Below are 12,708 nucleotides of genomic sequence, written 5' to 3'. Positions count from 1 at the left end.
GGTGGAGATTCCGCCGGAGGTCGCGGATTTCCTCGACTGTTGTGGGGTTCGATACCCGGATATCGACGAAGGCGATGTGCGGGGGCTGGCGGTCAAGGTGCGCACTTTTGCCACGAATACTCGCGGGCCTGGTGTCTCCGAGAACGGGGACGCTCTCGCCGCGTATGAGCGCCTGGCCGCGAGCTGGGCCGGTTCCGATGACGACCATCAGGCCGAACTCGATCGGGTGTGCGCCATCATCGCGAAGGCACTGGATGCGGTGGCCTACGTCATTACCGTGACGAAGGCAGTGGTCCTGACCGAACTCGCCGCGCTGGCAACGACTTACGCGGCCATGACGGCCACACCTGCCGCCCGGATCACCGGACCACTCGTCACTGCTGCGGCGCGTCGACTGTGCACCCAGATGGAGCGAGCTCTGATCGGCTACCTCGTCATCGAGGTGATCGGCAGGGCCGTCGAACCGCTCGGACGCGGCGTCGACAAGCTGTTCAGCGGTGCGGCGTCGGTCAGCACGTCGCCCGCTGAACCGGCTCCCGAACCACAGCTGCCCGGCGCTGCCTCTGCCGAACCGCAGGTACCCCGTGCCGAACTGCAGGTGCCTGCTGCACCGCAGGCCGAAGCGCCGCTGCCCGCCGCTGCTGCCGAACCCCAGCTGTCCGGCGTGACCTCTGGCGATGTGCTGACGCCTGCTGCGGCCCCTGCCGCACCGCAGTTGCTTGCCGCTGCCCCAGTCGAAGCGCAGTTGCCTGCCGCACCGCAGAAGTCTGGTGTGGCCCCTGGTGAACGGCAAAAGCCTGGTGCGGCCCGTATCGAAGAGCAGAAGCCTGGCGTGACTTCGGCCGAGGCGCAGGAACCTGGTGCGGCGCTTGGCGAGGTGCGGATGCCTGGCGTGACTTCGGCCGAATCGCAGAAGCCCGGTGCGGCGCTTGGGGATTCGCGGAAATCTGGTGTGGCCTATGCCGAATCGCAGGAACCCGGTGCGGCGCCTGACGAAGCGCAGAAGCCTGATATGGCCCCCGCTCAATCGCGGAAATCTGGTGCGGCGCTTGGGGGACCGCAGAAGCCTGGCCTGACCTCGGCCGAACCGGTGGTGCCTGGCGTTACCCCCGCAGAACCGCGTATGCCCGGTATTTCTCCTGCCGAAGCGCAGCTGCCCAGCGTGGGTCCCGCCGATGACGCGGCGGCCTCCGGCGTCGTCCCAAGCGGCCGCGCCCCCCGCATGCAACCTCCGCTCGGACCGAGCCGTTCGCGCGGCTTCGTAACACCGTGGGCGCATGCGGTCCGGGCCTCGGCACAGCGCGCGGCCTTCTCGAAAGGGGTGCCCTCCAAGGTCTTCCAAACACTGGACCGGCGCGCGACAACGGCACGCAAGCCGCGGGAAACGCCGTGGTCGAAGCTCGCTCGGCAACCGGAGGAGGCATCGAGCGAAATGGCGGTCACCGTACCGACGGTCCGGCGCCGCGAAGATGGCGGCCGATGAGCGGGCCGCGAAGCAGGGGTGCGGCGGCCGACGGTGCGTGGGGTACCGAGGGCCGCCGCACGACAGATCGCCGGGGTTTTGGGGGTGACGATCCGCCGCTTGCCAGGTGGTGGCCGGCTGCCGGATCTCGGCCGCCGGCCACCACTGGACGGGGCTGGGTCTTCGGGATGAGGGACCGTCGACCCACCATCAACATACCGCTAAATAGCGGTACATTCAATATCGAGCCGATAATTGATGTGTACATATATCCGGACGTCGGGTAACAATGCCGCCTTCCCAGCGTTGGGAATGGTTCGGCGGTCCCAACCTGGGCGGAAATGGCTATCTTCGGTCCACGAGGATCGTCGGAAGGGAAGTCCGAGTTGTCTGCGGCCGAGGACGCGTTCTACACAGGTGTGCAAAGTCTGGCGCTCGTCGCCGGGGGCGTGCGAAATGAACAGCAGGCGGCGGCTGCCTTCCGCGCCGCTACGGACCTGGATCCGGATATGTGCGACGCCTGGTTGGGGCGCGCCATGGCCGGTGAGGTCACCTCCGAGGTGATCTACGGTGCGTATCGATCGGTGCATAACCTGTACCGGGATCAGCAACGCGCGGGTCTGGTCGATCGTGCGCTGTGGTGTCAGGTCGAGATCGGCGTTTTCGGGCTGCGCGTGGCCATGGCGGATCGGGATCAGATCGCCATCGCCCAGGCCTGCTCCTATGCCGAGGGCGGCGAATGGGGGGAGGCCGCGGCCATTCTCGCCGAAGTGCCGCGCGACGATGTCGCCGACTTCGTGCGGATGTCGCTGTTCTTCCGAACCAAGCAGTGGATCGATGTGCTCACGGCCCGCAATGCCAAGCCCTCGCTCGACGATGGGCTGTTGGATATCGCGGCCGAGCTGATGACGGCACAGTCGCTGGCGCATCTGGGTCGGCTCGGCGAAGCCCTGCCGCGCGCGCAGCGCATCGTCGAGGACAGTCAGTCCGGCAATCTTTCCTACATCTGGGCGGACGCGCACTACCTGCTCGGTATGCTGCTGCGCCACGACGGCGATCAAGAAGCCGCTGACAAGATTCTCAAAGGCCTGCAGGGGTCGGCGCTGTGGCAGGACCGCCCCGAATGGCAGCGTGCGGTGCGGGACAAGAGCTATCGACTCGAGATCACCACCGCCGAGGTCATCGCTTCGCGCACGAATCAGTGGGATCCGAAGTCCGGTGACGATCCGACCGAAGTCGCCGCATCCGCCGCGCGGCTCGCACGCGAGTCCCAGCTGGAGGAGGCCTCCGATCTGCTGCGGGCCCAGATCGGTATGGATTCGGTCAAGGAGCAGGTCGACCGGCTCAAGTCGGGTGTGCTGATGGATCAGGTCCGGGCCAAACGCGGGCTGGCCGTGGATTCCCGATCGCAGCACCTGATCTTCTCCGGCCCGCCCGGCACCGGAAAAACGACCATCGCCCGCGTCATCGCGAAGATCTTCGCCGGACTCGGCGTCGTCGAGAACGCCGAAGTCATCGAGGTATCGCGCAACGATATGGTCGGCACCCACCTCGGCCACACCGCGCCGAAGACGAACGCGTTGATCGATTCCGCGCTCGGTGGCGTGCTGTTCATCGATGAGGCGTACACGCTGATCCAGGAGGGGCTGTCCGGTGGTGACGCATTCGGCAAGGAAGCCGTTGACACCTTGCTGGCCCGCATGGAGAACGATCGCGACAAATTGGTCGTGATCATCGCGGGTTACGAGGAGGAGATCGACCGATTCCTGGCCTCCAACGACGGTCTCGCCGGGCGTTTCACCAAGCGCATCCGGTTCTCCAGCTACAACGCCGATGAACTGGTGCGGATTGCCGATCATATTGCGCACAAAAAGGATTCGATTCTCGCCGCCGACGCCAAAGAAGTGCTGCGGGCACGGTGCGAGCAGTTGTCGGGGCAGACCAAGAACGGTCGGCGGCTCATCGATCTGGCGGGCAACGGTCGTTTCGTCCGCAATGTCGTCGAGTCCGCCGAAGCCGAGCGAGACTATCGGTTTACCAGGGAAAACGCGGATGTGCTTTCGATGACCAATGAGGAGTTGATGACCATCGACTCCTCAGATATCACCGCCGCGCTCGCGGGCTTGGCGCCGGCCGCGACTGGCTGATTCGCATGGCGCGCTTCCGGGTGGTGACCAAGCACCAGATATCGGGCTGGCGGTTTCTGCTGCGCCGGATCGAGCATGCGCTGGTCCGTCGGGACGCCTCGATGATCGACGATCCGCAGCGCGGTCGCTCCACCGCACTGTCGATCGGTATCGCGTTGGCCTGCGTGGTGATCGCCGGTGCGGCGATGCTCGGATTCTTCAAACCGGCGAAGAAGGTCGGCGACTCGAAGATCGTCGCGGAGAAGGACACCGGCGCGCTGTATGTGCGCGTCGGCGGTCGCATGCATCCGGCGCTGAATCTGACCTCGGCGCGACTCATCGCCGGTTCGTCGGACAATCCGGTGCCGGTCTCGCGTGACGAGTTGGCCAAGTATCCGCGCGGGCCATGGGTCGGTATTCCGGGCGCACCCGGGGTGATCGCGGACAACGGCGACCGGAATTCCTCATGGACGGTGTGTGATACCGCGAAGGTCGGGGCGGCGGCACCGGTCAATCCGCAGACCGGATTGCCGACGGTCGCGTTGTCGCCGGTGGTGACGACCGCGATCAGCGGTCCGCTGACCGTCGACGGCGATGCGGTCCGCGGGCTGGGCCCCGATGAGGCGCGACTGCTGCGCGATGACAGCACCACCTGGCTCGTGTACTCCGACGAGCAGCAGGGCATTGTCCGGGCGGCCATAGATATGAGTAATTCTGCGGTGATCCTGGCTTTGGGCATCGACCCGACCTCGACCGTGGTCTCGGCCTCCAAGGGTTTCATCTCGGCCATCCCCGAGGTGCCGCCGCTGCGCGTGCCCGACGTGCCCGGTGCGGGCAGCACCGTGACATTCTCCTCGGGTCTGAGCGTGCCGGTCGGTACGGTGCTCACGGTATCGGCGCCCGATCGTGGCGCATTCTATTATCTGGCCTCGGAATCCGGTGTGGTGCAGATCAATTCGGTACTCGCATCGATCATCCGCAACGCCAATTCGCACGGTTCGGTAACGACGCGGACCGTCGGCCCGGATGTCATCGCGGCGAATCTGCGGCCCGGTGCGTGGCCGGGGACCGCCAGCTACCCGACTCGACCGGTGCATGTCATCGATCCGATGCGCCTGGGGGTGACCTGTTATCACTGGTCGCGCGCGGGCACGGATCCGAATGCCGCGACCGAGTTGCTCGTGGGACGGCAATTACCGTTGAAGGTGGACGAACAGAACCGAACCGTCGGCCTGGTGACGGCGACCGGATCGCGCGGTACCACCGCCGACGCCGCATATCTGCCGCGCACCACCGGACGCTTCGTCCAGGTGACCGGCGCGGAATCCGGATCGCCGCGGCGGGAGTCGCTGTTCTGGATCTCCGACAGCGGCGTTCGCTACGGCATCGACGCCGTGGTCGAGTCCAACTCCACCCCGGATTCGACCTTGACCTCGCTCGGCCTGCGGACTCCGGTGCCCGCTCCATGGTCCATCGTGTCGCTGTTCGCGGTCGGCCCCACCCTGTCGCAGAAGGACGCCAAGATCCAGCACGACGGCATCCCGACGAATAAGGCTGTCAGAGGACTTCCGGGAGGTACTTCGTGACGGCTACCCGCCGGTTCGTGCGGCCCGCTCGGATGGTGCGTGGGCCCAAGGCCCCCGCGGTAACCGAATTGCGGCTGCAGCCGCCGACCGAACTGCCCAAACCGGTGCCGCCGTCGCGGCTGAAGATGATCATGCCGGTGGTCATGGTTGCGGCCATGGCCGGGATGATGGTGATGATGTTCCGCGGCGGCGGGCAGCTGAACCCGATGATGCTGATGTTCCCGATCATGATGCTGGTTTCCATGGGCGGGATGATGGGCGGCGCGCTCTCCGGTGGCGGTAGCGGGGGCGCTGCGAGTCTGAACGAAGAACGCAAGGACTATCTGCGCAGCATTACCGATAACCGCAAAACCGTGCACGCCGCGGAGTCCGAACTGCATACCTACCTGCGCTACACCCATCCGGGTCCGGCCGAGATCGCCGCGTTGATCGGCGGTAAGCGCATGTGGGAAGTCCAGGTCGCCAGTCCGCAGTTCCTGCGGGTGCGGATCGGGCGGGGCCGGATCGCCAACCAGGTCCGGGTCATCGTGCCCGAGGCCGCGCCGACGTCCGATCTGGATCCGGTCGGCGTCGTCGAGGTGACTCGATTCGCGAAGGCGTATTCGACTGTCGGGGGTATGCCGGTCGCGATCAATCTGCTTTCGGCGCCGCAGATCGGTGTCGACGGCGATCCCGATGCCGTGGCCGCGCTGGCGCGGGCGATGGTTGCCGAGGTCGTCGTGCTGCATGGCCCGGATCAGGTCGCGGTCGCGGCGGTGCTGTCGAATCCGGACGCACCGGAGTGGTCATGGCTGAAATGGCTGCCGCACACCCAACATCCGAGTGATACGGATGCGATCGGGTCGAGCCGGATGGTGTACCGCAGCGTTTCGGAGTTGCGTGCCAAGGCACTTGCCGGACTGAATCGTGGTCCGTTCTCCGCGAATTCCGAACCGACGCTGGATCGTAAGCATTATCTGCTGATCGTCGATGACACCAGTCCGGCCACCGATCGGGATATTTCCGGTGTCGATGGCTGCACCTGGTTGCGGCTGGGGCGGGCCGAGCAGACCTTGCCACGGGCGCTGAAGTTCACGGTGGGGCCCGATCGAGCGCTGCACGAGGTGACCGTGCGTGGGCTGCGGCGAGTCGGAGCCGCCGACGCGATGTCGGTGGCGACGGCGAAGTCATTGGCCCGCAACATCTCCCCGTACCGGTTGTCCACCGTGGTCGAGGCCGTGGTCGCGGATCAGGCCAGCGGCGGCACGTCGTGGGAGGATCTGGTCGGCATTGTCGATCCGGGGGCGATCCGGGTCGAGCAGCAGTGGCCGCACCGACGTGACGCGGACCGATCCCGGCTGAACGTTCCCTTCGGCCACGATCCGGCCGGTGGCGTGGTCTATCTCGATATCAAGGAATCGGCCGAGGAGGGCATGGGCCCGCATGGCATGTGCATCGGCGCCACCGGTTCCGGAAAGTCGGAATTCCTTCGCACCCTTGTGCTTTCGGCGGTGGCGACGCATACCCCGGATGCGCTGAACCTGCTGCTGGTCGACTTCAAGGGTGGTGCGACCTTCCTGGGGTTCGACCGGCTGCACCATGTGACGGCCGTGGTCACCAATATGGAGGAGGAGGCCGATCTCGTCACTCGTATGGAAGACGTGATCAACGGCGAAATGGGCAGGCGGCAAAGGATGCTGCGCGATGCGGGCAACTTCGCCAGCGTCGCCGACTACGAGCGGGCCCGTGAACAGGGCGCGCAACTCGCCCCGCTGCCAACGCTGTTGATCATCCTCGACGAGTTCGCCGAACTGCTCGAGCAGCATCCGAACTTCTCCAAACTGTTCGTCGCGATCGGTCGGTTGGGGCGCTCGCTGCGCATCCACCTGCTGCTGGCCTCCCAGAAGGTGCCCGCCAACCGGATGGGTGAGCTGGAAGCGCACCTGTCGTACCGAATCGCGTTGCGCACCAATCAGACCGCTGATTCCCGCGACGCCATCGGCACCGCCGACGCGTATCACCTGCCGAAGAAGCCGGGTTCGGGCTATCTGCGAGTCGGCTCGGGTGATCTGCAGCGATTCCAGGCCGCCTATGTCGGCTCACCGTATGTCGCGCCCGCGCAGGCATCGGCGTCCAGCGCCCAACGGGCCAGGCGACCCGGCGGTGGCTATCGGCCACCACAGCATTTCACCACGGCGCACGTCATCGATGTGCGGCCCGCGGCCGTCGAGCCCGAACCTGTTGTGCAGCAACCGGAAGCGCCGGACGGTGAGCCGGTGACCGTGATGGAGACGGTGCTGCAACAGCTGGGCGGATTCGGTACGCCGGCGCACAAGATGTGGCTGCCGCCGCTGACCGTGCCACCGACTCTGGACAAGCTGCTTCCCGCTGTCACAGCGGGCGCACTGCAGCTGCCACTGGCGATCGTGGACAAGCCGCGCCAGCAACGCCAGGACGTGTGGTCTGTCGATCTGTCCGCGGCCGGGGGGCATGTGGCCGTCGTCGGTGGTCCACAGTCCGGTAAGTCGACCGCCTTGCAGACGTTGATCATGGCCGCCGCACTGACCCACACCCCGGAACAGGTGCAGTTCTACTGCCTCGACTTTTCCGGTGGCCTGCCGAGTGTGCGCAATGTGCCGCATGTCGGCTCGGTCGCCCCGGGCCGAGACGGTGACCGGATCCGCCGAACCTTCGCTCTGATCACCAATCTCATCGCGAGTCGGCAGGCGCTGTTCGCTGAACTCGGCATCGATTCCATGCGTGAGTTCCGCCGCCGCCGCAGCCTGCCTCTGGAGTCGGCGGAACTCACCGCGCGGGGTGACGAGCATGGCGATGTCTTCCTGGTCGTCGATGGCTGGGATGTCGGATTCGCCGTCACCGGACCGTATTTCGACGAGTACCTGCCGGTGATGGAGTCGATCGCGCTGCAGGGTTTGAACTACGGAATTCATTTGGTCGTCAGCAGCTCCAGGTGGGCGGCGATCCGTCCGGCCATCAAGGATCTGTTGCAGACCCGGCTGGAGATGCGCCTGGGCGACTTGACCGACACGGTGTTCATGGGGCACCGCAATGTCGTCGCCGCGATCCCGCCGGATCGCCCCGGTCGCTGTATCTCCAACGACGCGCTGCACATGCTGACCGCACTGCCGCGCATCGACGGCATTGGTGCGGCGGACTCGGCGGGCTCGGGTATGGCGGCCGCGATCGAGCAGCTGCACCAGACCTACCAGGGCCGCCGGGCGCCGGAGGTGAAGCTGCTGCCCGCCCAGATCACCTTGGACGAAATCCTCGCAGGCCGTCCGGGCCCGGCGAGCCCGGCCCAGCGACTGGTGGTGCCGTTCGGCATTCGCGAATCCGATTTGCACCCCGCCGCAGTCGATTTCGGAGTTTCGACGCACTTCGTCGTCTTGGGGTCATCCGGCTCGGGCAAGTCGACGGTGCTTGCCGCGCTGCTCGCGTCGATCCGCAGGCAGTTCACCAAGGATCAGGCTCGGGTACTGCTAATCGATTACCGCCGCCAGCATATGGACGCCATCCCGGACGAGCAGTCGATCGGCTTCCTGACCAGCGAGCGCGACCTGCTCGACGGACTGCCGGCGTTCGCGGAAAAGATGCGCAGCCGCCGGCCGCCGGACGGGGTCACCTCCCAGCAGCTCAAGGAGCGCTCGTGGTGGAGCGGTCCAGAGATCTTTGTGGTGATCGACGACTATCACATGGTCGCCCAGCGTGGTCTGCGCAATCCTCTGGAACCGTTGAAGGACATCATCATCGACGGTCGCGACACCGGTTTGCATGTCATCGTCGCGCGTAATATCGCTCAGGCCGATACCGCGATGTACGACAACGTGCTCGGTCAGATCAAGAACCTCAACTCGTCGGGTCTCATCATGGACGGCTCGAAACTGGACGGCATTCTCATCGGGGATGTGAAGCCGATGAAGCAGCCGGTCGGTCGCGGCATCTTTGTCGAGCCGCTGCACTCCCGCAAGGATCTCGTACAGTCCGCTTGGGTGCCGCCAGAGGAGTAGGTGGTGGTTTGTCCGAGATCGCCAGTGGGTATAGCTCTTCCGGAGTTTCGATCGCTATGCCATTCCCATAGATGGGAATGGCATAGCGTTCTCTATGACGGAACGTTCTTGATGTGCCACTTGTCGGCAACTGGCACCAGTCGTTAGGAGACTGTCATGAACCTCGATCTTCTTCCGGGGGAACTCCCGGTCATAGCCGCACGACTCGGTATCAGCGCGGAGGATCTGATGGCGATGCTCAGTTCGGCTGCCCCCGAGTCTGTCCCGGTGCCGCCGGGTCTCGACGATGTCAGCAAACTCATTCCCGCGGCCTTCGGCAAGCATGCGGTGGCGTTCTTCCCCACCACTGCGAACGGTGTAGTGCAAGGAGTTGATGGGGCGGCCGCGCTGCCCCAGGTGGATTTCAGCTACACCACTACCGATGTGCACGATGGTGGGCAAGTTCTCAGCAGGGGCACGGTATTCGAAAAGTAGTCGGGGACAGCCCGAGCAAAGGCTGATGACATGCCGCTTCAAGTGGTATTCGGTGCATTGGCGCCGGAAGCAATAATCTACCCGTTGCTCTTGGGTGACGGAGCCGCGACGACGCGGTTGACGGCACTCACTTATGAGGGAATAGCCACACAATTGGATGCGGCTGCGGCCAATACCGACGGCTCCATGACTCAGATGGGCGGAGGACCGTGGACCGGATTGTCGTCCGATCAAGCGCAGGCCGCGTTCCATAACCATGCGAATTGGATGCGTGAGCAGGCCATGGTGGCGCGGCAGACCGCTGAGCTCGCGAATGCCGCAGCCACCATTTTCAACCAGGCCCAAGGTGCCATGCAGGCTGTCGCCACATGGTGCGCCAAAGTTCGGGCGCAGGAAGCGCTGGCCCCCGCCACTGGAATCGGTGCCGGGCTGGCGTTGCTCGAGGCCGAGGCCGAATTGCTGATGGTCAGGGGGGCCGCGCTCGGTGTGATGGCGGGCTATGCCGGCGCACTCCTGCCCGTACTGGCCGCGCTGCCGCCACCGGTTATGGCGCCGCCGATCGTGACCGGCGGCGATGATCCGGGCCGGTCGATGGACTATTCCACCTTTGACGACTCGACATTCAACGGCCCGACCGACACTCATACCGGGACAACCCAAACCACCACGACTCAAACCAGTTCGGACAGCACTGGTGACACCGGGTCCACCGACACCACCGATACCACTCGGCCCACCGACACCACTCAGCCCACCGACACCACTCAGCCCACTGATCCGACGAACGCGACCACCGATCCGCAGCAGTTGGCACCCGAGGTGGATCCCAGTTCGCTGTCCGGTGATTCGGGCGTGAACGGCGTCGACTCCGGTGTGGGGGATGAGTGGTTGTACGGCGCATCGCAGAACTCGACGACATTGGCTGGCTTGAACGGTGGGATCGGCAGTCTCGTCGCCATCAACATGATGAGCGGTGGGCTCGGTTCGATGCCGGGTGCCTCGACCGGATTTCGCATGCCGTCGAGCTGGCTGCGCGCCCCCGGTGCGAGCTTCGGACCCACCTCGAATCCGGCTTCGGCCGGACCCGCGACCCGTGGCGGCCCACCGCGGCGAGTGGTCGCGGCGAGCGCTCGGATGCGGCGGCGTCGTCGCGACGAGGAACGCAAGTCGGAAAAGGTCTTCGTGCCGGGCGAGCAGTTCGAAGTGCCGGTTCTGGAGAAGCCTCCGGTGGTCGGTGTCATCGAGTACACCGATCGTCCGGAGGAATCGGATACCGATCAGGAAGTTCTGGTCGGAGTCATCGAGCGATCCGACGACGATGCGGATATTAATACCCCAGTTCTTCCGAGGTAAATCACCGAGGTCGAATTCCAGTTGATGGAGAGGAACAACAATGGCTCAATTCACACACGTCGACCCCGAGAAGTTGAAGACAGGAGCAGCCAACTCGGATGCCTGCCTCCGTGAACTCGAGAAGAACCTGAGCGGGATGTGGAGTGCCCAGGACGAGCTGGCCGCGGCAGTACCGCCCACCAGTGCCACCGGTCGGGCGGCTCAGACGGCGCTGTCCAACGCGTACAACGCGGGGAAATCTCTGGGTGGCACGCTGCAAGAGATCATCGACGCGTTGACCGATGCCCATGTCAAGATCGATGCCAGTGACTTGGACGCGGCGTCACAGGTCAGCCACAGCGGCAACGCCGACGGCCTCGTGACTGCGGGGGGCGACCACAGCTTCCTGGGCGCCACAGGTCAGGCGGCTTATAACGCCGGATCATCGAAGGTCGATTTCAACACTTGGCACTGAGTAAATAAACTAGGCTCAAGAAAGAAGGGCTATTACAATGACCGGACCTATCCACTTCAATTACGGCGCCGCAGAGGCGGCCACTGGCAGTATCGGATCCCTTGTCGCTTCGATGCAGACGAACTCGGATAATCTGCGCGCTCTCTACAATTTGCTCATGCAGGAATTCCAGGGTTCTGCCGCAGAGGGATACCAGGGGATCATGAGCGTCTTCGACAGCAAGATCACCGCCTACGACGGCCAGGTCAAGGCGCTGAACGCCAAAATGTCCGAGCATATGAACAGCGGCGGAACGATGAACCAGATCGATATCATCCAGGGAAACCGGTTCGGCTCGATCAAGGCATAACGGTAGGCAGTGGAGACCGATCCGATCGCGGTCGACCTGAATGTCGATGCCGCGCTGCTGTTGCAAGACATGGCGGGCATCGACACCTATCCTCCGGTATTGGCATTGCTGCCGAACGTCTACCAACTCGACGATCTGGACCGGGTGCGCACCGTTGTCGCGCGGGATCTCGCGGAAGCGGGCATCATCGACGGCGATCGGGTGCACCCGGTGGTCGAGGACTGGCTGCAGTGTCTCTACCGACCGGATGTGGAATTGGTCGCACGGGTACTGGATTTCGGCCCGGACGGTAAACCGCAGGGCATGCTGCGGCTGTCTCTGGTCCGCCATGGTGATGCGCACGTCTTGGCCGTTCGCCATGACGACGAGGTCGTTATTCAGCCGGTATTCCAGGAGGGACGCCAGCTGGATGCCATCTCCGCGGCCTTGGCCGCGGCGTTGGGCCCCTGTCCGGCACTGCGTTTCGAGTCGATGACCGCAGCACAGGCGGAATTGGCCGAAGTGCCCGATGATCAGGACGAATGTCGGCAGGCTTTGCTGGAGTTGGGCGCGCAGCCGCATACCGCGGGGGTGCTGAGCCGCGTATTCGACGAGGTCGTGCGGCGTGCGGAGGTGGCGATGATCGAGCACCGGGACGGTAGCGAGCATCGGCCGCGCGCCGGTGTCAATGTGCTGGATACACTTTCGGGACGGGTCATCGTGACTCCGAGTGTGGCGATGGACGGGGAAGTCCGATCGACCTACGCTCCGGGTGACGACGCCGCCTTGCATGCTGCCATCGGTGCACTGGTCGAACTGTTGCCGGGCCGAAGTTGGTTCGACACCAGTCGGGTCGGGTGATCGGTACGTCGGAGTTGTCGCGGCGCACCGGTTTCCGGTGGTACTGGGTTTTTGGAG

The 12,708-nt window shown here is 64.7% G+C and carries 9 protein-coding genes; all 9 read left to right on the top strand.

What is annotated here, in order from left to right; translation table 11 throughout:
- Nucleotide 1: 1 nt before the first annotated feature.
- The 9 genes from OIE68_RS19800 (at nucleotide 2) to OIE68_RS19760 (ending at nucleotide 12,651) form a co-directional block, all read left to right on the top strand.
- Nucleotides 2-1,483, top strand: a complete 1,482-nt coding sequence (locus OIE68_RS19800) for a hypothetical protein (protein WP_327100847.1) — start codon at nucleotides 2-4, stop codon at nucleotides 1,481-1,483.
- 320 nt (nucleotides 1,484-1,803) lie between these two features.
- Complete coding sequence (gene eccA / locus OIE68_RS19795; protein ID WP_327100846.1) at nucleotides 1,804-3,609, top strand: type VII secretion AAA-ATPase EccA; 1,806 nt, start codon at nucleotides 1,804-1,806, stop codon at nucleotides 3,607-3,609.
- A 5-nt stretch (nucleotides 3,610-3,614) separates the two neighbouring features.
- Entirely contained in the window at nucleotides 3,615-5,174 is a 1,560-nt protein-coding gene (eccB, locus tag OIE68_RS19790; protein WP_327100845.1) for a type VII secretion protein EccB, read from the top strand.
- Entirely contained in the window at nucleotides 5,171-9,181 is a 4,011-nt protein-coding gene (eccCa, locus tag OIE68_RS19785) for a type VII secretion protein EccCa (protein ID WP_327100844.1), read from the top strand. The genes eccB and eccCa overlap by 4 nt, the downstream gene beginning before the upstream one ends.
- A gap of 156 nt (nucleotides 9,182-9,337) precedes the next feature.
- Nucleotides 9,338-9,655, top strand: a complete 318-nt coding sequence (locus OIE68_RS19780) for a PE domain-containing protein (protein WP_327100843.1) — start codon at nucleotides 9,338-9,340, stop codon at nucleotides 9,653-9,655.
- Between the two features lie 30 nt (nucleotides 9,656-9,685).
- A complete protein-coding gene (locus OIE68_RS19775) occupies nucleotides 9,686-11,008 on the top strand; it encodes a PPE domain-containing protein (protein WP_327100842.1) in 1,323 nt (440 codons plus the stop codon).
- 40 nt (nucleotides 11,009-11,048) lie between these two features.
- On the top strand, nucleotides 11,049-11,462 hold the full coding sequence (locus OIE68_RS19770) for a hypothetical protein (protein ID WP_327100841.1): 414 nt from the start codon (nucleotides 11,049-11,051) through the stop codon (nucleotides 11,460-11,462).
- 37 nt (nucleotides 11,463-11,499) lie between these two features.
- On the top strand, nucleotides 11,500-11,811 hold the full coding sequence (locus tag OIE68_RS19765; protein WP_327100840.1) for a hypothetical protein: 312 nt from the start codon (nucleotides 11,500-11,502) through the stop codon (nucleotides 11,809-11,811).
- Between the two features lie 9 nt (nucleotides 11,812-11,820).
- Complete coding sequence (locus OIE68_RS19760; RefSeq protein WP_327100839.1) at nucleotides 11,821-12,651, top strand: ESX secretion-associated protein EspG; 831 nt, start codon at nucleotides 11,821-11,823, stop codon at nucleotides 12,649-12,651.
- The last annotated feature ends 57 nt before the right edge of the window (nucleotides 12,652-12,708 follow it).

Origin of the sequence: Nocardia vinacea (genome assembly GCF_035920345.1) — a bacterium.
Classification (GTDB): domain Bacteria; phylum Actinomycetota; class Actinomycetes; order Mycobacteriales; family Mycobacteriaceae; genus Nocardia; species Nocardia vinacea_A.
The sequence above is the reverse complement of the archived record's forward strand: the minus strand, read 5'-3'. Positions and strand labels throughout refer to the sequence as shown.